This window comes from Cryobacterium sp. M25, assembly GCF_002929635.1.
Taxonomy (GTDB): Bacteria; Actinomycetota; Actinomycetes; order Actinomycetales; family Microbacteriaceae; genus Cryobacterium; species Cryobacterium sandaracinum.
In genome coordinates, this window is sequence record NZ_PJJU01000029.1 from 1 (window position 1) to 22,852 (window position 22,852).

Consider the following 22,852-nt stretch of genomic DNA (forward strand, 5'->3'; position numbering starts at 1 on the left):
TATACGAATGTGCAGTCAAGAGGTTCTGCACGAGTATAGAAAGTAATTCGGTCGGCGCGGTGCCGTGGTTGGCCGACCACGTGCATCCGTTGCGGCGCCCTCAGGCACCCGCGCCCCTCGGGCAACCGGGCTCCCTAACGAATTCGTTCGGCCGGGGGGCCGGCGCAGGAGTGGCGGGTGAGGAGGGCGGCTCGCCGGGACCCGGCAAGCCCAACCACGGGCAACACCAACCACCGGCAACACCAACCACCTGGACAGGGAACCTGGCGACCCCCTCCACTAAGAGTCGCTGCGTCCTGAGATCGGGCTCTTCGCGAACAGACCCACCATGAGGATGATCAGCAGAGTCGTTCGCGCCGCATCGCCCTTGGGCAATGCAGTCGCGTCCTCGATGGCTTTCGCCTTCCCGGGCGCGTTCATCGATCTGAGGATCTCGCTGACGCCCTTCTGCATCTCATAGGAACCCAGCGACCTGAGCAGATCACCAGCGGCCCTCTGCTTCTCATTCGAATCCAGGTCTTTGGACTGTTCCATGACTACGTCGAAAGAGGCCATTTTGATTCCGATCTGTGAATTGAGAAGAGCGTTCTCAGAACACAGGCCGATCAGCCGCCCCTTTCAACGCGTCCACTCGGGGCCGCCGCGGGGCATCCGTCGTGACGTTAACTCGGAGAATTTCGGGACACGCCGGGTTTGGCGCCACGGGGAACGGCGTGTCGCGAAAAAGTCCTCAGTTAACGCAGGGGCCCGGATGCCGCGGCACGGGTTCAGAGAATGGCTCGCCGGGTTTCGACAAGCTCAACCACCGCTACAGCCCCGCGGGCAACTCCCCCGTCGCCACGAGATACAGCCGTTGCGTAGGCCGCGTCATGGCCACGTACAGCGCCCCGGCGCCACGCGAGGACGCCGCCACGATACCCGCCGGGTCCACCACGATCACGGCGTCGAACTCCAGCCCCTTCGAATCCTGCGGGGTGAGCACCGCCACATCCTTGAGCAGCCCCGCAGCACCGGCACCGACACTGACGCCCAAGGAACCAAACGCAGCAGCCAGCGAACCAACAACCCCCGCCAGCGCAGGCTCCAGCACGATCACTGCAACGGTTCCCCCGAGACCCAGCGCACGTTCCCGCCGAACTGCCTCAACAACATCCGAAACCGTCTCAATCGGCCACTCGCTCGCCCGCACCGACCGCGCCGGAGTGATCGGCAGGTCGTGCGCCAGCGCCATCGACTCGGCAGCCGAAGCGATCTGGCTCGGCGTGCGGTAGTTCACGGTGAGCTCCTCGAGCCGCCACCGCGAGGCCTCGAGCGAGGAGCCGAGCAGGGGCTCGAGGGCGTCGCGCCAGTTCGACGCGGCCGCGGCCGACGCCGCCTGGGCGATGTCGCCCACGATTGTGAACGACCGCAGCGGGCCGCGCCGCAGCACCAGCCGCCACTGCATCGGCGACAGCTCCTGTGCTTCGTCGACGACCACGTGCCCGTAGGTCCAAGTGCGGTCCAGGGCGGCACGCTCGGCCGTGGTGGCCCGGTCGCCGAGCTCGGCGAAGTTGTCGGCGAGCGCCTTGGCGTTCACCAGCCCCTTCACCTCCATGTTCGAGATGGCCAGCTCGGCGTTCTCCACGTCGCGCTTGCGCTGCTCCTTCTGCTCGCGCTTCTGGGCTGCGTCGACCACGTTGTACTCGCCTAGGTGCTCGGCCGCCTCGTCGAGCAGCGGCACGTCCGAGATGGTGAACTCGGCATCGCGCGGCCGGTGCAGCAGCGCGCGCTGCGCGGGCGTCCAGGTGGGGGTGAGCTGCGCCAGCCATTGCGGGCGGGCGTAGAGGTCTTGCACGAGCTTCTCGGGGGTGAGCGGCAGCCAGGCCGTGTTCAGCGCCACCCGCACGTCGTCGGCCAGGCGCAGGTCTTCGCGCAGCATGGGCAGATCGGTGTCGTCCATCGACCGGCCCTGGTTCTTCAACTGCGCGAGCCACTCCCGGGAGAGCGCGGCGAGCGCGTTCTTCACGAACGTGACCCGGGCCTCGTTGTGCGGCTTGCCGCCGGCCCGCGCCCGGTGAATCGCGGTCTCGATCAGTTGCGGCTTGAGCGTGAGCCGGTCACCGTTGACGACCAGCACCTGCGCCGCAGCCGGCACCCGCTGCCGCGACCGCACGGCACGCTGAACGAGCCGGGCCATCGAGGTCTGGCCCTTGATCGCGGCGACGGCCGGGGCATCCTCTCGGGTGGCCTCGATGCCCGGATAGAGCTGGCCCACGGATGCGAGCACCACCCCGGTCTCCCCCAGCGACGGCAGCACCGCCTCGATGTAGTGCAGGAAGGACTCCGACGGCCCCACGATGAGCACACCCGAGTTCTTCAGCCGATCGCGATGCGTATATAAGAGGTATGCCGCGCGGTGCAGGGCCACGGCCGTCTTGCCGGTGCCCGGGCCGCCCTGCACGACGAGCACGCCCTTCAGGTCTGAACGGATGATGCGGTCCTGCTCCGCCTGGATCGTCGAGACGATATCGCTCATGTGCCCGGTGCGCTGGGCGTTGAGCGCGGCCAGCAGTGCGCCCTCCCCCTGGTGCTGGGTTGCCGAATCGTCCTCGAGAAGCGCGGCGTCGAGGATCTCGTCCTCGATGCGCACGATGTCCCGCCCCTTCGAGAGCAGATGCCGGCGGGCGCGGGCGCCGAGCGGCGTCGCCGCGGTGGCCTGGTAGAACGCGCTGGCCTGCGGCACCCGCCAGTCGAGCAGGATGGGCTGCAGGTCTTCGTCGCGCAGCCCTAGCCGGCCGATGTAGCGGTAGACGGAGGCACCCGTCGAGTCGGAAGAAGAGGAAGAGGAAGAGTCGGAAGCAGAGTCGGAGTCAGAGGAGTCGGCGGCCACTTCGAGCCGGCCGAACGCCAGCCGGTCGTCGACCTCGCGCAGCTGCACGATCCGGTCCTCATAGAGCCGCGCGAACGTGTCCCGCTCGGAGCGCGACTGGTGGTTGCCGCCCACGTCGAGCCGCCGCACGGCCACGAGTTGCTGCTCGGCCTCCCGCTGCAGCGCGTCGAGACGCGCATACAGATTCGCGACATACTGCTGTTCCCGCTGAAGCTCCTGGTCGACCACGCGCACACCCCTTGAAATCCGAGCCTCAAGTTTACTCGGCTCGAGCAGGGCCGCCAGACAGGCTCTCGCGGCGCGAATAGGAGCCGTAAAAGCCCTGATCATGTCCTAGCCGAAACCTCCTTCCGGTGCTATCACTGCACCAACGGGTTTGAGTGTCTCCGACGGGAAGGCAGTCCCATGGTTCAGATGCGGGTTGCGATAAGGGCAATCGGGGCGGTCGTTCTCAGTGCAGCGGTCGTTCTCAGTCTGGGGAGCTGCGTCGTCGTCGCGGAGAGGGCGCCGGCGTGGAAGATCACGATCAGCCAGGCTTTGAAGAAACTCGAGCCAGTCGGGAACGAATTCGGCACGATGAAACAGCCGGCACCACTAGACGATCTGGCAGGTGGCCTCAAAGCTGCGCCGGCTCAGGGGCTCACCGCGGCCGAGGCCGACATGATCGCGCGTGCCGACGCGATCGTGCTGTTCTGGAAGGAGGTCACGCGGGTTTCCACCTTTGCCGGTATGGTGGCGGAATTCATCCCCGAGGACGCGATCAGGTTGGTAAGCCTGCGCCTTGCTCCCGACTCACACCCTGATTTCGTGAGGCACGTGAACGGAGTGGCCGACAAGGCGCTCAAAGGCCTCACCTGCAACATGGCGCACGAACGCCTGGACCTCGCCGGACAGGACGCCGTCGCTGACCTCCCCCTGACCTATGACCCGGCTGTCGGGTTCACAAACGAATCCGTACTCCCTTATTTCGATGCGAACCTGGCCGCACTGGGCTACGACCTGAATGCTGTCGATGAGACCTTCGACGCCTACGGTTTCTCTATCGACGCCATCGGCAGAGCCTCAGAATGGACAGACGCGATCACGGGAGTAATCGAGTCCCCTGATCAGACGACCCAGCGCGCCTATGTCTACTACATTCGGCTCTGCCTCATGCCCGCGCGCTGATAGGCAGTGCCGGGGTCCGCAACGTGGTGAGTGCCCCGCGCACAGTGCCCCCCACCCCGTGAAATCCGGCACAAATCCACAGGTGTCGAGAACGCCACCGGCCAGAATCCCAACAAGCTGACCACGACCCCGCCAGGCTCGTGGCCCCTTACTCGATCGTCTGTAGCTCCGGCTGGTACGAGTCGAGGGTGTCCGTCTGAAACCCCTGCTGCACTTCCTTCAACTTGTCTTGGTCAATGACGACGATCGACTGGCCGTCGGGCGAGGTACCGGTGCCTGTCGTCGGCAGGGTGAAGAACGTGACGTCACCCACGCGCACGTCGCGTAGCTCCACGGCCAGGCCGGCCACGTAGGCCGAGTTCAGCCCCTCGTCAACGGAGAGATAGGGAGCAATCGCGCCGACCAGATCGCTGATCCTGGCCGGGTTGGTGAGGGTTTCCGCCGTCAGCGACTTGCCCAGCACGGCCTTGATGAAGGCCTGCTGGTTGCGGGCCCGCTGAAAGTCGCCGTCCGCGAAGGCGTACCGTTCCCGCACGAACGCCAGCGCCTCCGTGCCGTTCAACCGTTGGGTTCCCTCGGCGAAGTAGCGCCCCGGCAGCGAGGACGAGTCGAAGGCGACCGGATTGTCGATGTCGACGCCGCCCAGGGCATCCGTGATGCCCTTGAATCCGGTGAAGTCGACGATGGCCACATGGTCGATGCGCGCACCGAGAAGACCCTCGATGGTCTGCACGGCCAGGGGAACCCCACCGTAGGACATGGCGGCGTTGATCTTGGCCTCGCCCTCACCCGGAATGTCGACCCAGCTGTCACGCATGATCGACATGACATAGATGTTCTCGCGGTTCGCCGGCACGTGCACCACCATGATGGTGTCCGAGCGCTGGCCGGTGAGGTCGGTGATGGACCCGTCGTTCGCTCCCCGGGTGTCAGAGCCGAGCAGGAGGATGTTCTGCCCGGTTGCCCCGTCACCGGTTGCCGCGTCACCGGTTGGCGCCGGCGGCCGTGACGTCTCGTCGGGGAACACGTCGGGGATCTTCACGGTCTGGCTATCGAAGGTGTTGCTAAGAGTCCAGGCGTAGACGCCCGCAACCCCGCCAACCAGCAGAACGACGGCGGCGATGGCGATGAGCGCGATCCGCCACCCTCGGCGTTTCGGCTTTGTCACCGAAGCATGAGAAAGGTCGGCCATCAGGGCCGACCGAGCCCCAGGTAGGTCCAGCCCGCAGCACGCCAAGCAGCAGCGTCAAGAGTATTTCGACCGTCAATTATTATGGGCACACGAACCAGAGTAGCCGCCCAGACCGGGTCAATCTGCTTGAACTCCGCCCACTCGGTCACCAGCACGACCGCGTCCGCGTCACGCAGGGTCTCCTCGATGCTGGTCGAATACGTGAGTTGCGGATGCCGCAGGCGCGAGTTCTCGATTCCCTGCGGGTCGGTCGCCATCACGTCGGCGCCGAGGCCCCGCAGCTGCACGGCCACGTCGAGGGCCGGCGAGTCCCGCACGTCGTCGGAGTGCGGCTTGAAGCTGAGCCCGAGCACGGCCACCTTGGCCGTGTAGACGGGCTTGTCGAGGGCCTGCAGGGTCATCGCGACCACCCGTTGCCGCTGACGCATGTTGATCGCGTCGACCTCCTTCAGGAAGGAGACCGACTCGCCCCGGCCGAGTTCCTCGGCACGGGCGGTGAAGGCTCGGATGTCCTTGGGCAGGCAACCGCCGCCGAACCCGACGCCGGCGTTGAGAAAGCGGCGACCGATGCGGTTGTCGAACCCGATGGCGTCGGCCAGCTCGGTGATGTTCGCCCCGGAGACGTCGGCGATCTCGCTCATGGCGTTGATGAAACTGATCTTGGTGGCCAGGAACGCGTTCGCGGCGACCTTCACGAGCTCGGCCGTGGCGTAGTCGGTCACGATCAACGGTGTCTCAGTGGCCATCGCCGACGCGTAGACCTCGTTCAGTAGCGCCGTGGCCCGCTCTCCGGCCGCGCCGGTCGGCACCCCGTAGACGAGACGGTCGGGGCTGATGGTGTCTTTCACGGCGAAGCCCTCGCGCAGAAACTCGGGGTTCCAGGCCAGTGTGGCCCCGCTGCCGGATGCCTCGATCACCCCGGCAAGGCGGCCGGCGGTTCCGACCGGAACCGTGCTCTTGCCTACGACTAGGTCGCCGGCGCCGAGGTGAGGCAGCAGCGACTGCACAGCCGCGTCGACGTGGCTGAGGTCGGCGGCGTGGCTGCCGGCCTTCTGCGGGGTGCCGACGCCGATGAAATGCACCTGCGCGCCGGCGGCATCGGCAATGTCGGTGCTGAAGCGTAGCCGACCCGACGCCATGGCCGAGGTGAGAATCTCGGGCAGGCCCGGCTCGTAGAACGGCGGTTTGCCCGCAGCCAGCTGGTCGATCTTCCGGGCATCGATGTCAATACCCACCACGTCGTGGCCCAACTCGGCCATCGCCGAAGCGTGCACGGCCCCGAGATAGCCACAACCGATCACGGACAGTTTCATATCTCATTCACCACGACTGAAGCCTAGCCTCGGGCACCAGGCGAGGCAGCCTAACCCCCTCCTTTGGGGGCCCAGAGCAATGATTCGGGTGTCACCGCAGCGGTACAGTAAAAATTATGACGAAAATCCGGCCCGAGCAGATGGGCCACAAGGCATTATTGCGACGAGGTCGCAGCACCAAGGGACTGCAGTACGCCTTTCTGGCCGTCGCTGCGGTTTCCGCCGGAGTCATCGGCTACGCCGCCTTCGCCATCGGCCTGTAGCCCGTCACCCACTACTCCGCCGCGACGGTGGCGCAGTCGAGGGGCAGGTCCGAGATTGTCGTGGGGTTCACCATCGGAGTGACCTGAGCCTCGAGCGCCTTCTTGCCGGTTCCGAGCGCCACAACGTCGATTGCCATCTTCGAGGTGGCGCCGGGCTCCATGCTCACGATCAGCTTCGCCACCGGGTAGTCGGTGTCGTGGAACGACTCCAGCTGCACCGCAGCCCCGTCAACCGTCGCTCCCAGGATCTGCGAACCGGGCGGGGCGTAGACCATGACGATCATGCGCTGCACACCCGGCTCGAGCTTCTCCCGAACGAACGTGCCGAGAATCGACGGGCTAATGGATGTCGCCGCATCGCCCGGAATCTCGTTGGTGAGGTCGATGCCGACGCGATAGGACGCCTTCCCATCAGCCCGGCACGCAGCCTGGCCGAGGTTGACGGACTGCTTCAGGTAGTAGTTCATCTTCGAGCCAACGTTTTCTTGAAAGTAGACCCCGACCCGATCTGTCTTTTCGGTGCTCTTCGGCAGGGAGCCATCCACCCCGAGAGTCTCGAAAATGGCTTGCTCTTCTGCCTTGGGACTCCACATCAGCACCCGGTGCTCGCTCGCGGCCTGGGTTAGGGCCGAGAGAACTACCTGGGAATCCAGTTCTCCGCCGAGGAGCTGATCGAATGTTCTTGTGACGATCTCCGCATACACGGTATCTTGGGCCGCATTGTCCGCCCCGATATCATCGGTGTTGTAGCGCATATAGACACCATTCAGGAGCAAGGGCACAAGAGTGTCGCTCGTAAGGACATCGCCTGTAGACAAAGGGATCGGAGGGGTCCCACGCAGAAGATATCCCAGCGCCACAGGGTCGATGGATATCACACCATCAACTTCTGGTCCGAACTGCCGTTTCCACATCTCCTGCGCCGTCTCGGCCGCGCTCTGGAAACTTGGCCGCACTGTGAGGTTCGACATTGCCCGGCCGTACTCCGAGCCGTATAGCGTTTCAACACCTTCCGGCAGAGGAACCACGGATTCCTGGTAGTAAGCGAAGTTCCCGAATCCCGCAGGCACGGCGTCACCCAGCGTGATGCGACCCTTGTCCATCGTCAGCAGGGCGAACGAGAGCGAGGTGCCTCCGAGTGCCCGTGCTTCAGCGTTGTTCTGGAACACGATGACGTAGTTGCGTGGAGCACTCCCACCAAGAGCATCCGGAACAGCGTCTACTACCTGACTAGCCGACACCAGCGTCGGCGTAATGCTCCCCAGGAAGCCCTGGAATTCGTTCACGGCTGCGCTGACCCGCCCGACGGTCATGCTAATGTTTAGGTCGCTGACCTGCTTGTCCGCTGCCGAGAACACCACGCTGGCCTGGTTGAGAGCTTCTCCCGCTGCAACGATCGGCTCAAGATCGAACGCGCCGTCGGTAGGCTTCAACGCCGCAGGATTCAGCGTCGCTGCGGTCGCAGCCAAGGGGACGGCCGCACCGCTGACCACGTCATCGGCGACATCAGCCAGGTTTCGCACAGCTGCGAGATTGGCCCCCACAAACGGAACGAACTCCGCGGCACGCCACACCGGGTCGCCGGTCAGATCGCGGGCGCTGGCGGTGTGCCCTGCCATGCTCTTCACCGATGCCGAGACCGCGGCCGAGTCTCCTTCAAGCAGCTGCGCCTTGATCGTGGAGGCCAGCGGCAGCGCTGCTTCCAATTCGGACTTCGCCTGCAGCCCCCGAACCCCCACCCAGGCGCCTGCAACCATGACAACACCGAGGGCCACAGCCGCCCAGAACCACCAACGATGGTAGAAGCGGCGCTTCACGGATCTCCGGGCACCCGAACGGTTGCTTATTTCACTCACTCGGCCATTGAAGCAGTTCGATGCAGTGCCAACGAACCACAGGGCCTCGCGTGCCGCCGGCCCCGGGCTCAACCCGCTGAAAATTGGGTCCGACAGTGCCTTAGGTTTTGCGATCGTTGTAACATTCACCATTCTGAGAGTTGCGACTCCAGTGCTCGAGACCCCGAACACACCATTATGTCAACGCTGACCCAAAACAGGGCCAATAGCGCCGGCGAATTCCAGCGGTCGTCGCGACACTAATTAGTGAGCTGGATCGGAGTACATCGGCGAGGAGCTGGGCTGGTGTTGACCAACCGAGTCGTTTCCGGGGCCTGTTGTTGATTTGGGTCGCGACAGCGGCGAGGTCGTCGGCGCTGTGGATGGCGAGGTCGGTGTGCTTAGCGCAGCAGTCCGTTCATGTTCTCGTTGGAGCCGCATTGACACGGCCAGACGCCTCAGCGGCAGCACTCGGTTTTCAGCGGTGCGATGAATCAATCGCCGTTATATTCCATCGACTAGTGGATCGATGTCGTTTCACGAACGCGATGATCTGTGCGGGTGCGTACTGGGTACCGCGATCAAAATAAAAGTGCGAGCCATGGTCAGTAGACATTTTTGCTCAGATTCAAGGCCAAGCAGCTATGGCGAGCCTCGGCCTAGCCCTATCCCAGGGGATCATCTTGCGAGGATTCGCGTAGCTCGCCTGACGCTGGTTGCTCGACTTACTACTGAGCCCCGGGACCGGTCTCACGATGACCCACCAAGCAAGTATGAAGATCAACAGCAACGGGCTAATTGGCGACAGAAGCCATCCCTCAAAACAGCTGTGAACAACAGCTGCCGCAGTGAATCCGACCGCCTGTATGCCCGCAGTCCGAGCGTGCCAGATGAAGGCCCCCCACATGACCGAGACGGCAAGTAAACCGCCGATTCCTGCGTACGCCAGTGCGCGCAGGGGGCTGCTCGCGATCTCAAATTCTTCGTTAGCCAGACCGATTCCGACTAGGGGCGACGAGCGAAAGGCATTGATTGCCCCCGTAAGCGAGAGAGCCCGGGATTCATCCCCACGAAAAACTCCATCGAGAATCGAGAGGGTATTCGGCGACATCAATGCTGCCACTGCAGCCGCTCCCGTTGCTCCAAGGACAGCCAAAACCACCGTTGTCGAGAGTCGAGAGAGAACGACAAAAAGCACGACGATTGCGAACGCCAAGATACTTGCTCGGCTCGAGGTCCACAAAAGGACGGCGCCCGCAAAGAACAAGAGGGTAAACTTTAGAACAGAATGCCGCACGACAATCAGGGCAAGTGAGCCGAGAAGGAATGCATAGAAGCCAAGCGTATTTGCATTCGCCGTGAGCCCCCGCAGCCGAATTCCGGCTACCGCTACCTCCGGCGTGGTCAGTCCGTAGGCGAAGGAGGCGATTACGACGAAGCCAAGAGAGAATAGGACAGAAACCGTCACTATTTCTCTCGGGACTGCGACCGATGTCACTATGACTGCAATAGCCAGCAGGGTCAGGCCAAATCCATACAAGATGAACTCAACCCACTGTCCGTGAAACGCTGCAGCAAGCAACAAAAAAGCGAGGTGCGCACCGACAACCAGCGAAAGCCACGACCGCACTGAGGCAGCCTTCATTTTTTTATCAGAAACAAACTTCGTTCGTCCGAATACCTGATTTGCACCTGATAGGCAGAGAAACCCGATTCCGACAACCCGAAACGCAACAGACACGGCTGTGCTTGGGGCTGCAACTGACGCTGACGCGAGGATAAGAAGCACTCCGGCCGCATACGGGGACCAGACCCGGGTCCACGGGCTCAGGACGAGTGTCACCACGCCGCCAATCCCGAGTAGTAGCCACAGAGACCAGGCCACTCCCATCGAGGTCTGCCACCCCAGAGCGGTCGCAACAACCGCTGCGCAAATCCAAGCAAATAGGTCGCGCATCCAAGGTGCTGCGTTCAAGACGTAAATCCTTTCGGGCGAGGCCTCATCATTGGTTTCTTGCCCCGCGTTTCGTGAGTATGTGGAACTTGCTGGGCCGACTCAGACTACTCGCCGCCATAAATTCGCGCCCTTTTGACAGCGAGCGGTGATCGTCCGACTTGAGCGACTTGAGCGACTTGAGCGAAAATATGATCTCCTTTGTCTCGGGATCTCCAGACATCAAATGCTGCACCTGCCGCGTGCCGACGCCCCAGGACCTGCTCATTCGAAAGCGCCGCGAACGCCTGGATGGCAACGCTCCAATCGAGGGGGTCCCTACTATCAAGTACGTCTCCACCCGCCATATTGAGGACATCCGACCATGGTGTCAGGTTCGAGCAAATCACGGGACAACTCACCGAGAGCGCCTCAGCGATGACGTGGCCAAAATTCTCTCCAGCGGTCGGAAAGACGAAAACATCGCCCTCGGCGAAGACCGCTCGAACGGCTTCCGGGGAGATAGGGCCGTTCGATGTGCACGTCACGCTCGTCGGCAATTCCCTGATCAGGCGTTCACATGTTCGCACGTAGTCCTTGTCTTCAGCATTGCCGAAGATATCAAGGACCATCGGAGCGCTAATCGGCTGCAGGCTTCGAAGCAATATATCGAGGCCCTTCATGGGATTCAAGCGGCTGACAAAGACAATCCGTAGAGGACGGTCTTCCCGCGACGCTGAGCGTGGCCTCTGAGCTGTGGGCGGCAGGGCTGTTTCATCCTCCCGAATGAGAACGCGCGCTCTTTCGCCGAACAGCGCCCGAATATCTGCCTCTTCGTTTACCGAAGACGCATGCCAAAGAAGTCGACGATGAAGTCCCATCGCTTTGTAGAACGTCAGAAACGCACGCTTCTTTGACGCCCGAATCGCGAGGGCTCCTTGCCCGAACTCCCCCCTGGGCGCAAGTAGCACCCGAGCTCCTCGCCAGAAGCCCAGGGCCCCTAGGATTTGCGGGACAATCGAGAAACTCGGATTGAAGAAACTATTAAAGTAAACAACGTCAGGCCGCTCATGTCGAACGGCACGCAAACCACGAAACAACAGCCGAATCGACGTTGGAGTACCGAAATACACCGATACCCCGCCCCTTTCCAACCAGGCGTTTCTCTTGACCTGAAGTGGCACAGTTTGATTCATGTCTCGGTCAGATGTGAATACAATCGCGCGCGTGTTTTGCGGTGCCGAATCGACTAAGGCTTTGACAGTCCGAATAGGCCCGCCGCCAAGGGTTGCGGGTGGGAATAGCGGTGCAAAAACGGCAAATTTAGACATCGTATTCATGGCTCCCCTAAATCATTTGGTTACGTTTCGAGTGTGATGCACGAATTACGAGCACTAAATAGACTCGGTCCACGGTGCAGGAAAAGTGGGCACATCTTTTTCGCGCGTTACGGTTTTCCACAGATACTCGGCAGCAGCTCTCGGCGAGATGGCTTCGTTCGCCCAGTTGCGCAGTATTGAGCGGGCCTCATCTGTTACAGGACTGGTCCGCAAACGCTCATGCAACGCCTGGGCGATTTCACCCGGCCGCCCAAATCGGACAATCTCGCCTTGAAGATTCGAGGCAACGAAGTCAGAAGAGCCACAGGTATTGCTTACGATTACTGGGGTTCCTGCCATGAGCGCTTCACTCACTACCGCTCCCCACCCGTCGTACTGACTCGGCAGAACAAGCAAGTCGCAGGCAGCAAGCGCGTCTCTAACTTTGTTGTTCGCCATTCGATGAACGAAACTAACCCGATGGCTAAGGTTTAGCTCCAGCACATCATCAAGCATGACCTTCCGGAGAGGCCCGTCTCCAACCATTGTGAGATCCCAAGACTCTGGTGGCGTCAATGCCAACGCCTGTATAAGTGTTCTCGGGTCCTTGCGTTCCGTGAGTGTGCCGATGAACATTATGCTCGGCTTTCCGACGCGCGGGCCGTTGTCGCTCCGCGCTGGTGGGTCCACGAAGTAACCAAATGGGGCTATTTTTTCCAGTTCGCAGCCGAGCGATGCGAATTGTTTCCTTGCCAGAACTCCACAGGCAAAGAGGGTGTCGACGTGGTGCCATGACTTACCACGAAACGCAAACTTGAGGGCTCTCAGCTTTCCGGCCAGCCCTCGTGGGTCCCACGGCTCCGTGATGATGGCGATGTGCCGATGGCCTCCCCGGGTGAGCGCGTTCATCGCTCGCCGCATTCCTGGATATGAGCTAACTCCAGAAAAAATGTGCGCTGTGGCACCACGATTGTTTTCGACGAGGGCTTCGATCTGGCTCGAGGACGGCTTGATCACCAAGTCCGCGGGCCCATAGTCGATACCCTCCCAGCCCATGGCTAGTCGGGCCGCTGAGACGTCGCCCGCAGCTACTACAAGGACACGCTTGCCCAGGCCCGAAGTCAGGGCTCGCATAAGAGGCGCTTGGTGTAGCGAAGGAGTGTTTTGCCAGAAAACCAGATCATAGCTTTTTTGCACGATATCTCCTTGCCACCACTAGCGAAATTACGCTCGCTGCCACCAGGGCAGCGTATGCAACTGCGTCTCCGGACAACACGAAACCGGCCGAGGACAGAGCCAGCGAAGCGATTGACCCGGCAAGGATAGCCAGCGGAAGAGCCGACCCGGCACTCATCACTAGGAAATAGACCATGAATCCCAGGGCTGCACCAACGGCGGCACCCTGCGCTTGAAACGCCGCAGTTAGCCCAACCGTGATTAGTAGGCCGAACACAGCAGTCGCAGCAGTTCTTCGCGCCACACCTCCCGCCTCGAACTGGAACTGGAGCCTCCAACTCGATATTTGCCCCATGGCCGCAAATGCAGTTGCCATGATCAGGGGTGCAAGGACGCGTCCATCGATGAACTCCTTTTGAACGACAAAGTGGAGAAGGGAGTGGTTGGCTACGTACGTCGAGAAGATTGCGGCGAGGGCGATACCGAGACACACCAATTGGAGAATCGCGAGTTGCTCTTCAACGGCGGGCCGATTCTGTCGATCCCAAGCTGCCCTAAGACGTGGGTAGGCAACTGTCAACATGAGCCCAACAACTGCGCCCGAGCTCAACGCAGCAACTTGGGTCATTGCGGCATATCTACCGACCTGGTCGCCTGACGCGACAGCCGCTAGGACAAGGAGGTTCCCATTCGTGAGCAGTGTGAATGCGAGTGAAGCTAGCGCGAGCTGGAGGCCGAACCGCATTGACCAGGGGCGCGATGTAGAAGCCGCCCTTAGGCCCCTGACCCTGGGGCTAAGGAGTAACGCGGCACAGGCTGAGGCGAGTCCGGCCGCACCCAAGCTGAGCAGAGGTCCACACCCAGCCAAGATCATCACAAGAAGAACCACAGTTCTCACACCAGTGCCAGCGATGAGATTCCATGCATATCCCCACGGCCGACCCCACATGAGCCATGCCGTTGAAACCAATCGATTCATAGCGAGACCAATGCCCCAGCCTGCGAATGCCGCTGCCTCCTCGGCTCGACCCATGAGAAGACCAATACCGGAGACGAGAATGCCAGCTAGGACGACTGAAACCACCGTGCGCCCGAGAGCAAAGGTGTAGTTGGAGCGCTCATTGTTGCCGCCCGGAAACCTTTGAAATCCCAAGATTACCGGTTCCGCGGCAAAGAGACTGAAATACGTGGCAATTGCAATGGCGAGAGCGACGCTCGAATACTCGGTTGTGCTGAGGAGGTTCGTGAGAAGAGGCAATTGCACGGCGGCAGCGACCAACGAGAAAAGACGAGCAACTGCCACCGCTGTGCCCGCCCCAACCACGGCTCCCGCTCTAGCTCGGATAGTTCGCTCGTTGATATTCACCCAAGCTGCCTAACGATGCGAGCTGGCGTTCCCGCCACAAGAACGTCGTCCGGAAATACGTCCCTCACTAAGGACCCAGCCGCTACGACGACGCCACTCCCCAGTACCGCTCCCCCCAGTAGAGTAACTCTCGCCCCAATCCAGGTCCCGTCACCAACAGAGATTGGCAGACTCGTGCCAGTCCCTGCGCGCCGTAGAGGATCCCCAATCTCATGACTGCCAGTGATGAAGAGAACGTCCTGCGACACATCGCAGCGGTCGCCAATGGTCACTGATGCGTCTATCGTCGACACGATCTCACTTCGACGACCGATCCAGGTATCCGCACCAATTCGCACGTTCGTGTGCTGGATGTTCACCCCGCCGTTGATGCGCGTATTCGGCCCCACGTGCACACCGGTCACTCTATAGAGACCTCGCCTCAACCCGAACACCCGTGTTTGCGGAAGGAGGCTCGAGAGAAGGTTCACCACGTGGAGTTTCGCGCTCATTGGTCTCTAGCCATTATTTCCGGACACCCGCACGAATGCTGTGAGTGGCCACTGTAGAACGAATGAAATTGACGGCTCGTCGAGAGGTATCCGTCACTTCGTAACCGTTCGGTTGCGCGGTGGGCGGATGGTTTCCCAACTCCGCCAAAACCATTTGTACGGAATCCAGAATCGATTCCTGATTGACGCCGGAAGTGATGATTGCGCCGGCGTCCAACGCCTCAGGTCGTTCGATGGAGTCCCGAAGGGTCACCGCCGGAAACCCGAGGATGCTGGATTCCTCGCTTATTGTTCCGCTGTCGGAAAGAACGAGTTTGGCAGCCATCTGGAGTTTGATGTAGTCGTTGAATCCAAACGGAGGATGAAAGATCAAGCCGTCCTTGAGTTCCGCCGCAACGTTCTCCAGTCTCTTCCGTGTCCGTGGGTGCGTGGACACGAGGACCGGGACCCCGTGTGTTTCACGGAGCACCGACAGCGCCGCAAGTACGGACTCCAGCCGTGCGGGGTCGTCAACGTTCTCCTCTCGATGGAGACTGACCAGGAAGTACTCTCCCGCGACTAAGTTTTGCCGCTCCACAACGGCGCTGGCTGCAATGCCCGCTGCGTTGCCGTCGAGCACCTCTCGCATCGGAGATCCGGTGAGCAGAATCCGGGCCGGGTGGATGCCTTCGGCCAGGAGATTTCGACGAGCATGCTCGGTGTAGACGAGGTTATAGTCAGAAATATGGTCTACGAGTCGGCGATTGGTTTCCTCGGGGACGTTTTCATCGAAGCAACGATTTCCAGCCTCCATGTGGTATACGGGAATTCTCATCCGCTTGGCCATAAGCGCCGAAATGCAGCTATTGGTATCACCCAGTATGAGCATGGCATCGGGCTTCTCCAGCAGGAGCACTTCCTCAGTCTTGGCAAGGATAGAGCCGAGAACCTTGCCCAATGAAGATGTATCGGCTTCCAAGAAGTGGTCCGGCCGACGGAGACCAAGGTCCTCGAAGAAGACCTCATTGAGTTCGTAGTCGTAGTTCTGCCCTGTATGAACCAGGACGTGGTCAGTGAACCGGTCGAGTCGTTTGATGGTGGCCGCAAGACGAATAATCTCGGGTCTCGTTCCAACAACTGTCAAGACTTTCAGTCGCGGATTCATTTGTGCACAGCCTTTTCGATCGTGTCGGGTGCTTGAGGGTTGAATATTTCATTCGTCCAGAAGGACGTGTAGAGGAGATCCGCCCCCGTGTTCGTAATTTTATGTGACCACATCGTGGGCATGTCGACCGCGACCGGGGCACCGCCTGTCACCTGGAATTCGACAACGTCCTCGGTGAACAGCCTCCGCAGCGCAATCGTGGCGGAGCCGGATAGAACAGTGAACCGCTCGATCTTGCGTCGGTGAAAATGATCACCCCGGCTGATTCCGGGTTCCGTGGTCGAAAAAGACGACTGGCCGCAACCGCCATGTGAGCGGATTATCTCAAAGAACGAACCGCGCGCATCTGCATGGCGGGTCAGCTGGACGGGAGCATGCTCGGGAAAAGTATAGGAACGGTAGGTGTTGAAAAGGTCACGGTCAAATTCCGCGGCGACATCAGGGATTTCACCACGACGATAGACCGCATCGATCGTGATCAGGCGGTCCAGCAGCCCGGACACTGTCTCGTGCACTTCTAGTTCTCGGCTGGCTCCTGCGTCAACAGCACCTGTGAGTAAATCTGCAGCGTCCTGCGCGTGCAGAAGAGTCAATTCTTTGTCAACATTCACCGACGGCGTCTGACCTTGACTCAGCATATGGCTGAACGTCGCGGTCACAGCGTTGTAGAACGGGCGCCCATGTTCACCGAAGAGGTTCGGAAGCAGCACGTCTTGGAAGTCCGAGCCCACTTCCTCCGCCGCTGCCCGGAGGATGTCCGCGGCCGCAGCCTTCGCGTTCCCGTACAGGCTTCCGTTAGTTGCCTGCGAGGAATTCGCGTACACGATAACAGTGGGGGGAACTTCTGCCCGCACGAGGGCCTGCGCGAGCTGACTGGCGAATCGTCTGTTCTCTTCGCTCACCTCGGTATCAGAACCACGGTTAACGCCAGCAAGGTGGATTAGGCGAGTTGTTCCAGACATAGCCGAGGCGGCCTCAGCAACATTGAAGGTATCGCCCACCGGAATTGTCGCCGCTTCGCGACCGGATTCTTCAAGAGCCGCGCGGACGTGCCACCCGAGAAAGCCATGGGCCCCGGTTAGCGCAACGTGATTCTCCATCTAAACGACCTGTTCAAAGCGGATTCCCGCTGAGGAGAGTTCCGCTCGCACCCCGGGCAGAGTCAAGAGAAGTGCCTGAACCTCACGCAAACTCATCCGTGACACCGTGTGAGAGTCGTAGTCTTCATACTGCGCCTGGGCGAGGTCGCCCTGCTCGACATAGATGCTGTAGTTCAGATCACGGTTGTCGGCATGAATGCGGAAATAGTCCCCCATATCCTGGGCGCGAGCCAGTTCCTCGCGGCTGGCGAGAGCCTCGGATAGCTTCTCCGCGTGGCGGGTTCCGATGACTTCCACTCGGGCTGACGACTGGAACAGGAGGATGAGGGCCTGAGCCAGGTCACCCATTGTGCAGGCCTCCGCCTTACGAATGAAGAGATCTCCCTGCAGGGCGTTATGAAAAGCGTACTCAACGAGATCTACCGAGTCAGCGAGTGACATCATGAACCGCGTCATGTCGGGGTTCGTGACCGTGAGGTTCTTGCCCGCTTTGAGCTGCCGTATGAACAGCGGAATGACCGATCCACGCGAATACATGACATTGCCATAGCGCACGCACGAGACGGTCGTTTCGGCATTGGGGTTGTTCAGACCGTAGGACTGCGCGACCTTCTCCATCATTGCCTTGCTCATACCCATGGCGTTGACGGGGTAGACCGCCTTATCGGTGCTGAGGCAAACAACAGATTTGACTCCGGCCCGGTCAGCGGCTCTCACCACATTCTCGCTGCCCAAAACGTTAGTCTTAACGGCCTCCATCGGGAAAAACTCGCAAGATGGAACCTGCTTGAGGGCCGCTGCATGGAACACGAAGTCCACATCACGTATGGCTCGCTCCACGCTCAGGTAGTCCCGAATGTCACCCACGTAGAACCGCAGCCGCGAGTCAGCGAGCTCATTGCGCATGAGGTCTTGTTTCGCTTCATCACGGCTCAGAATCCGCACTTCCGCAGCACCGCGTGACAAAAGTCTTTCGGTCACAGTGTGACCGAAAGACCCTGTACCCCCCGTGACGAGAATCCGCCTGCCTTCATAGTTGCTTGTGCTATCTGTCAATGCCTTACCTTCTTCGTCCGAATTTTGGCCGTGCTTCTCAGAATCTCTTCGATTCTTTCGACGCCGGCATCACGTGACATCTCTGTCATGTAGTAGGCGCGAGCCCGCTCGCCCATTAGTCGTCTGCTAGCAGGGGACAATGCATAGGCGCTTCTGAAGCTCGCCGCCAAAGCATCCACGTCACCTGGCCCACTGGCAAACCCGATCTCGTGCGTTCGGACCATGGTGCTGACGTCCCCCGCGACGGTCGTTATTACGGGGATCCCATTCGCGAGGCTTCCCTGAAACTTAGACGGAATCGTTCCACGGAATATTTCCAGATCTCGAAGGGGCACCACTTGAAAATCCGAGGCAGCATAGATCTCATCCATGCCTGCATGCGGCACGCGTCCACGGAAAATGACATTCGTTGCCCCGAGATCCCGTGCAAGGCTTTTAAGCCCCTCCTCAGCGATCCCCGAGCCAACTATTGTCAACGTGAACCCCTCCAACCCGGTGATCTTTGCGCCAGCCCTGACCACTGTGTCCAGGTCCTGGAACTCGCCAAGATTCCCCGCATAGACGAGTGAGAGGCCAGTGCCTCCACTGTCCGAACGGGCCCGACCACGCGGCTGCTCCTGCGCGCCGTTTTCCTCTGCCCAATTCAGGACTGTGTGTACCTTCTGGCTCTCGACACCCCTATCAAGGAGCATGCGTGCCATCGTAGGCGCCGTCCCGATGACTGCCGCCGAGCTGCGGTACACCGCGCCCAGCCAAGGGCGCAAACACCCATTGACAACCCGCTTCGCCAAGCTCCCCGAGACCATCGATGACCCGGTCACTGACTCCGGCCACAAATCCTGGACGTGGAGGACGAACGGTGTCCCTCGGGTGGCACGCCACAGACACGGCGCCAGCGAGGCGGTCATCTGAGTGGCATAGACATAGACGACATCGGCGTCAGCGGCGAACCGGCTTGCACCGATCGAGCTGACGGCGAAGGAGACGTAGTTGGCAAATCGGGCGAGTGCATTCTGCGAATGACTTACCACGATCGGGACCCGGCGTACGCGCACTGCCCCGTCGGATTCGTGATGACTCAGCCGCTGGCGATAGCCAGGGTAAAGACGACCTTCAGGGTAATTAGGGTAACCCGTCACAACTCGGACTTCGTGCCCACGCTCCGCCAGGCTCCGCGCAAGCTCCACGGGTATCCGGGCGTGCTCTGGCTTGTAGTACTGACTGACAATAACTATCTTCAAAGACCTGTCAGCGATCACCATTGGACCATCGCCCCTCCCCAGGACAGCCCGACACCGAAGCCCAAGAGCATGACTTTCATCCCTGGCTGGAGCACACCTTGCTTCTGAGCTTCCGAAAGCGCGATCGGGATGGTCGACGAGACTGTGTTGCCGGAATTCTCAAGTGAGATGAAGAACCTTTCTGGGGCGATCCCAAGCTTCTTGCGAAGATGCTGGAGCATGAACGCGTTTGCCTGGTGGAAGACGAACAAGTCAACTTCGTCAAGACGCAGTTGAGCCTTGCGCAGGATCGAATCCACCGTGCCCGGAACAACGTTCAAGGTGAAATTGAAGATGGCCGGGCCATCCATGAACAGGTCGAAACCGTTGGAAACAAGTCCCCGGTTGACCGCTGTTGAATTGGGCGCGATGTCCTGCCCCGGGCGATGGCCGCCATTTGGAACGATCAGCGCGTTTCCGCCAGTACCGTCCGTTCCGTAGGCAAATGCGAAGAGGTGCTGGGTGTCCGCCGCGCTGCCTGCAACAAGTGACGCGGATGCGCCGTCGCCGAAGAGTGTGCGCACGGATTTGTCGGCGGCGTTGACGTACCTGCTGTAAGTGTCTGTAGTCAGCAGGAGGACGTTCTTTGCGACTCCGGATTCAATCAAGCCTTTGGCAAGCCCCAGCGAATATACGTACCCGGAACAGCCCAGATTGATATCGATCGCAGCAATTCCCGACCTGAGGCCGAGCTGCCGCTGAACCGTGGCTGCGGCAGACCTCGAGAGGTCGGAACTCTGCGTGCACAGGAGAACGAGATCAATGGAACTGGTCTCGATGTCGTTGTTGTCAAGCAGCGCTCGGGCGGCCATGACGGCCATGCTTGCCTCAGACTCGGCGGCATCCGCGATGTGCCTCGTCCGGATTCCCGTCTTCGCAGCGATCTTGTCAACGGTCCATTCAGGAAACTGAATCGATAGGTGCTCGTTGGTCAATTCGCCGGCGGGCAAGTAGTAGTCGACGGCCACAATGCGTGCGCTCACCATGTCACCATCGCTCCCGCCCAGGATCCTGCAGCATCGCTTCCGAGCAAGACAAGCTTGTCCCCTCTGCTCACCCGTCCCTCACCGAGAGCGTCCGAAAGCGCGATTGGCAGAGTCGATGAGCTGTAGTCCGGTCTCTGCACACGCGGATGGGCGATGAGGACGACTTCAGGGGCTACCCAATCCAGACCGCTGGCTGTCAGCACAGTGTCGAGGTTTGCTGCTGAATCACCTTCGCTTCCGAAAGCGAATCCATCGACACCCTCACGGTCAGGGTCGGCAGCGACCAGAACAGCACTGGCAGACCCCGAAGATGCGTCAGTATCGGCGGTGATGATCAGGATTCTGTGTGCCTGATCCGTCGAGATCAGGCCCTGAGCGAGTGCCAGCGCGAAAACAAAGCTGGGCACGCCGCCAGCCAGGTCAATGGCGCCGACGCTCGAGCTCAGGCCGATTTGGGACTGAACGAGACACGCCGTAGTGGGGAGCCGGTAATCCGGCGTCTGGGTGCAGAGAATCAGATAGTCGACTTCTGCCAGCTTGGTGTCGCTAATGGCAAAAAGCTCCGATGCGACCTGCGCGGCCAGTTCAGATGTGTATCCGCCGGCGCCTCCTGCCCCGGCCGTAAGACCGAACCCAGCCCGAAGGCAATGAACGGAGCTAATTCGCCCCCTCATGCGGACCGCCTTCCAACGATGACGCACGGATTCCCAAAGGCGGTTACCTGGGGCGGGATGTTCTTCAGCACGAGACTTCCAGCTCCAATGAGAGAGTTCTGGCCTACGGACTTTCCCGGAATGACCGTCACGCCCGTGCCCAGGAAGGCTCCATCTTCAATCTTGACGTTTCCATTCAGGTTGCACGCGGGGCTCACGGTAACGAAGTCGCCGATGATCACGTCATGGGCGATTGTGGACCCGATGTTGATATGAACGTTTTCACCAATAAGCACGTCGCAGGTGATGAGGACATCAGGGCAGACGATGGAACCTCGGCCCAGCTGGACATTGTCGCCCAGCACTGCACGATCATGCACGAACGTGCCCATTCGCGCGTCCCTCTGTGAGAGCAGCTTCGAGACTTCACGTCGAGCTGAGGGCGCCCCAATCGCGCAAAACACGAGGTCTACGTCGGCGGGCCGGTAGTCGCGAACGGTGGAAATGATCGGCGCGCGAACCGGGGCCTTGGGTACGTCGTCATCGACGAACACGACGCTTCCGATTGCAAAACTCTGACACCATCGGGGGGATGTCTTCACCCAACTGTGCATTTCGCGACCAAAACCGCCTGCTCCTACGATTACCAGTCGATTCATCATTGGGCGGTATACCCGCCATCAACAGGTACCGCAGTGCCTGTTATCCAGCGAGATGAACTAGACAGAAGAAAGAGGATCGCGTTCGCAACATCCGAGGCTTGCCCCAATCCGAGAGGATGCGCTTCTGTTACAGCCTTGAAGCCTTCCTCTCCGATTCTGTCGCGGATTCCCTGGGTCATCGCAGTCATAACCACACCTGGACAAACGCAGTTGACACGTATGTCCTCTCTCGCCAATTCGAGCGCCAAGGACTTGGTCAGCGTGATGATGGCGCCTTTCGTCGCGGAGTAAACGCTCACGCCAGGCTGACCAACAAGCCCGACAGCAGATGAAAGAAGGACAAGACTGGCTGAGGGCTTTCTGACCTGCTTGTGTCTGAATCCCTTGGCCAGCATGATCGCAGCCGCCACGTTGATATCGAAAAGCTCATGGATGTTGGATGAACTCACAGACCTCAAAGGGAGTGTTAAGTGACGCCCGGCGGCGTGAACCAACCCATCAAGCCCACCCAGGCGATCGGCAACTGACCGGACCATCTCGGGAATTCCGTCGGTGTCTGTCAGATCGTAAGGGACGATGATGTGGCCCTCCCCGGGCAGACGACCAACGAGGTCTTCCAGATCGTCCACTCGCCTCGCAAGCAAGGCGATGCGCGCGCCGTACTGGCTCGCCAGAAGGGCCGCCTCGCGGCCGATCCCGGATGATGCGCCTGTTACCAGGAGCGTCTTCTGGTGGAGGTTGAGGAAGTCTGGAGAGGTCACTGGACTCGGATCGCGACCTTGAGCATGTCGAACAAATCCGCAATCGTGAGGCTCTTTGCGAGCTGCTCTGAATCCACACTGACCCCGAAACGGTTGTCTACCTCAGCGATGAAACTGATATTGGCAAGTGAATCCCAGTCGATTTCGTCGAGGCGATCTGTCACCGCTAGCGTCCCAGGACCAACCTCGAGTGTGTCTTCTATCAGCTGCATGAATTCAATTTGGTCCATTATTCCAGTTCCTTCTTTTTCTTGTGATGTTGTGGTCGGACCAGAGCCGGTCCGCA

21 protein-coding genes and 1 pseudogene are annotated in these 22,852 nt (G+C 60.5%); 2 read left to right on the forward strand and 20 right to left on the reverse strand.

Annotated elements, in window-relative coordinates; genetic code table 11:
- Positions 1-279: 279 nt before the first annotated feature.
- Together CXY81_RS01560 and CXY81_RS01565 are read right to left on the reverse strand one after the other, a co-directional pair.
- Positions 280-555, reverse strand: a complete 276-nt coding sequence (locus CXY81_RS01560) for a hypothetical protein (RefSeq protein ID WP_104193750.1) — start codon at positions 553-555, stop codon at positions 280-282.
- A 253-nt stretch (positions 556-808) separates the two neighbouring features.
- Positions 809-3,097, reverse strand: a complete 2,289-nt coding sequence (locus CXY81_RS01565; RefSeq protein WP_199182905.1) for an ATP-binding domain-containing protein — start codon at positions 3,095-3,097, stop codon at positions 809-811.
- Between the two features lie 177 nt (positions 3,098-3,274).
- Here CXY81_RS01565 and CXY81_RS01570 point away from each other — a divergent pair, with 177 nt between their 5' ends.
- Positions 3,275-4,036, forward strand: a complete 762-nt coding sequence (locus CXY81_RS01570) for a hypothetical protein (protein WP_104170770.1) — start codon at positions 3,275-3,277, stop codon at positions 4,034-4,036.
- A 148-nt stretch (positions 4,037-4,184) separates the two neighbouring features.
- Here CXY81_RS01570 and CXY81_RS01575 read toward each other — a convergent pair whose 3' ends face one another.
- Complete coding sequence (locus CXY81_RS01575; protein ID WP_158251971.1) at positions 4,185-5,204, reverse strand: LCP family protein; 1,020 nt, start codon at positions 5,202-5,204, stop codon at positions 4,185-4,187.
- A 23-nt stretch (positions 5,205-5,227) separates the two neighbouring features.
- Positions 5,228-6,541: a UDP-glucose/GDP-mannose dehydrogenase family protein gene (locus tag CXY81_RS01580; protein WP_104170768.1), complete on the reverse strand. Its 1,314-nt coding sequence runs from the start codon at positions 6,539-6,541 to the stop codon at positions 5,228-5,230.
- 116 nt (positions 6,542-6,657) lie between these two features.
- Here CXY81_RS01580 and CXY81_RS16250 point away from each other — a divergent pair, with 116 nt between their 5' ends.
- Positions 6,658-6,804 carry a hypothetical protein gene (locus CXY81_RS16250; RefSeq protein WP_158251972.1) on the forward strand — a complete coding sequence of 49 codons (147 nt, stop codon included), beginning with the start codon at positions 6,658-6,660 and terminating at the stop codon, positions 6,802-6,804.
- 11 nt (positions 6,805-6,815) lie between these two features.
- On the opposite strand, the gene CXY81_RS01585 is transcribed toward CXY81_RS16250, so the two are convergent.
- From CXY81_RS01585 to CXY81_RS01655, 16 genes and pseudogenes are all read right to left on the reverse strand, one after another.
- Positions 6,816-8,621 carry a DUF4012 domain-containing protein gene (locus tag CXY81_RS01585; protein WP_158251973.1) on the reverse strand — a complete coding sequence of 602 codons (1,806 nt, stop codon included), beginning with the start codon at positions 8,619-8,621 and terminating at the stop codon, positions 6,816-6,818.
- Positions 8,622-8,835: 214 nt separating this feature from the next.
- A pseudogene (locus CXY81_RS16785) lies at positions 8,836-9,088 on the reverse strand (hypothetical protein); the annotation flags it as partial.
- A 179-nt stretch (positions 9,089-9,267) separates the two neighbouring features.
- Positions 9,268-10,428 carry a hypothetical protein gene (locus tag CXY81_RS01590; protein ID WP_146067582.1) on the reverse strand — a complete coding sequence of 387 codons (1,161 nt, stop codon included), beginning with the start codon at positions 10,426-10,428 and terminating at the stop codon, positions 9,268-9,270.
- A 272-nt stretch (positions 10,429-10,700) separates the two neighbouring features.
- Complete coding sequence (locus CXY81_RS01595; RefSeq protein ID WP_104193755.1) at positions 10,701-11,912, reverse strand: glycosyltransferase; 1,212 nt, start codon at positions 11,910-11,912, stop codon at positions 10,701-10,703.
- A 54-nt stretch (positions 11,913-11,966) separates the two neighbouring features.
- Positions 11,967-13,088, reverse strand: a complete 1,122-nt coding sequence (locus CXY81_RS01600) for a glycosyltransferase family 4 protein (protein ID WP_146067583.1) — start codon at positions 13,086-13,088, stop codon at positions 11,967-11,969.
- Positions 13,072-14,433, reverse strand: coding sequence for a lipopolysaccharide biosynthesis protein (locus CXY81_RS15955; RefSeq protein ID WP_134421150.1), 1,362 nt, complete (start codon positions 14,431-14,433; stop codon positions 13,072-13,074). The genes CXY81_RS01600 and CXY81_RS15955 overlap by 17 nt, the downstream gene beginning before the upstream one ends.
- Positions 14,430-14,924 carry an acyltransferase gene (locus CXY81_RS17345; protein ID WP_104193758.1) on the reverse strand — a complete coding sequence of 165 codons (495 nt, stop codon included), beginning with the start codon at positions 14,922-14,924 and terminating at the stop codon, positions 14,430-14,432. Before CXY81_RS17345 ends, CXY81_RS15955 begins: the two co-directional genes overlap by 4 nt.
- Positions 14,925-14,937: 13 nt before the next feature.
- Positions 14,938-16,068, reverse strand: a complete 1,131-nt coding sequence (gene wecB / locus CXY81_RS01615) for a non-hydrolyzing UDP-N-acetylglucosamine 2-epimerase (protein ID WP_104193759.1) — start codon at positions 16,066-16,068, stop codon at positions 14,938-14,940.
- Positions 16,065-17,168, reverse strand: coding sequence for an NAD-dependent epimerase/dehydratase family protein (locus tag CXY81_RS01620; protein ID WP_104193760.1), 1,104 nt, complete (start codon positions 17,166-17,168; stop codon positions 16,065-16,067). Before CXY81_RS01620 ends, wecB begins: the two co-directional genes overlap by 4 nt.
- Positions 17,169-18,224, reverse strand: a complete 1,056-nt coding sequence (locus CXY81_RS01625) for a polysaccharide biosynthesis protein (protein WP_104193761.1) — start codon at positions 18,222-18,224, stop codon at positions 17,169-17,171.
- Positions 18,221-19,486 (reverse strand): glycosyltransferase family 4 protein, encoded by a 1,266-nt coding sequence (locus CXY81_RS01630; protein WP_104193762.1) that lies wholly within the window; start codon positions 19,484-19,486, stop codon positions 18,221-18,223. Before CXY81_RS01630 ends, CXY81_RS01625 begins: the two co-directional genes overlap by 4 nt.
- Complete coding sequence (locus tag CXY81_RS01635; RefSeq protein WP_104193776.1) at positions 19,480-20,487, reverse strand: 3-oxoacyl-ACP synthase III family protein; 1,008 nt, start codon at positions 20,485-20,487, stop codon at positions 19,480-19,482. Before CXY81_RS01635 ends, CXY81_RS01630 begins: the two co-directional genes overlap by 7 nt.
- On the reverse strand, positions 20,484-21,164 hold the full coding sequence (locus CXY81_RS01640; RefSeq protein ID WP_104193763.1) for a 3-oxoacyl-ACP synthase III family protein: 681 nt from the start codon (positions 21,162-21,164) through the stop codon (positions 20,484-20,486). The genes CXY81_RS01635 and CXY81_RS01640 overlap by 4 nt, the downstream gene beginning before the upstream one ends.
- Complete coding sequence (locus CXY81_RS01645; protein ID WP_104193764.1) at positions 21,161-21,805, reverse strand: acetyltransferase; 645 nt, start codon at positions 21,803-21,805, stop codon at positions 21,161-21,163. The genes CXY81_RS01640 and CXY81_RS01645 overlap by 4 nt, the downstream gene beginning before the upstream one ends.
- A complete protein-coding gene (locus CXY81_RS01650) occupies positions 21,802-22,566 on the reverse strand; it encodes an SDR family NAD(P)-dependent oxidoreductase (RefSeq protein WP_104193765.1) in 765 nt (254 codons plus the stop codon). Before CXY81_RS01650 ends, CXY81_RS01645 begins: the two co-directional genes overlap by 4 nt.
- Positions 22,563-22,796, reverse strand: a complete 234-nt coding sequence (locus CXY81_RS01655; protein WP_104193766.1) for an acyl carrier protein — start codon at positions 22,794-22,796, stop codon at positions 22,563-22,565. Before CXY81_RS01655 ends, CXY81_RS01650 begins: the two co-directional genes overlap by 4 nt.
- Positions 22,797-22,852: the final 56 nt, after the last annotated feature.

What these genes read in the sequence shown, in the direction of transcription:
- wecB (WP_104193759.1), bottom strand. Translation starts at nt 16,068, where the DNA reads ATGAATCCGCGACTGAAAGTCTTGACAGTTGTTGGAACGAGACCCGAG.
- CXY81_RS01640 (WP_104193763.1), bottom strand. Translation starts at nt 21,164, where the DNA reads ATGAGGGGGCGAATTAGCTCCGTTCATTGCCTTCGGGCTGGGTTCGGT.
- CXY81_RS01620 (WP_104193760.1), bottom strand. Translation starts at nt 17,168, where the DNA reads ATGGAGAATCACGTTGCGCTAACCGGGGCCCATGGCTTTCTCGGGTGG.
- CXY81_RS01580 (WP_104170768.1), bottom strand. Translation starts at nt 6,541, where the DNA reads ATGAAACTGTCCGTGATCGGTTGTGGCTATCTCGGGGCCGTGCACGCT.
- CXY81_RS01630 (WP_104193762.1), bottom strand. Translation starts at nt 19,486, where the DNA reads ATGGTGATCGCTGACAGGTCTTTGAAGATAGTTATTGTCAGTCAGTAC.
- CXY81_RS01570 (WP_104170770.1), top strand. Translation starts at nt 3,275, where the DNA reads ATGGTTCAGATGCGGGTTGCGATAAGGGCAATCGGGGCGGTCGTTCTC.
- CXY81_RS17345 (WP_104193758.1), bottom strand. Translation starts at nt 14,924, where the DNA reads ATGAGCGCGAAACTCCACGTGGTGAACCTTCTCTCGAGCCTCCTTCCG.
- CXY81_RS16250 (WP_158251972.1), top strand. Translation starts at nt 6,658, where the DNA reads ATGACGAAAATCCGGCCCGAGCAGATGGGCCACAAGGCATTATTGCGA.
- CXY81_RS01655 (WP_104193766.1), bottom strand. Translation starts at nt 22,796, where the DNA reads ATGGACCAAATTGAATTCATGCAGCTGATAGAAGACACACTCGAGGTT.
- CXY81_RS01645 (WP_104193764.1), bottom strand. Translation starts at nt 21,805, where the DNA reads ATGATGAATCGACTGGTAATCGTAGGAGCAGGCGGTTTTGGTCGCGAA.
- CXY81_RS01560 (WP_104193750.1), bottom strand. Translation starts at nt 555, where the DNA reads ATGGCCTCTTTCGACGTAGTCATGGAACAGTCCAAAGACCTGGATTCG.
- CXY81_RS01595 (WP_104193755.1), bottom strand. Translation starts at nt 11,912, where the DNA reads ATGAATACGATGTCTAAATTTGCCGTTTTTGCACCGCTATTCCCACCC.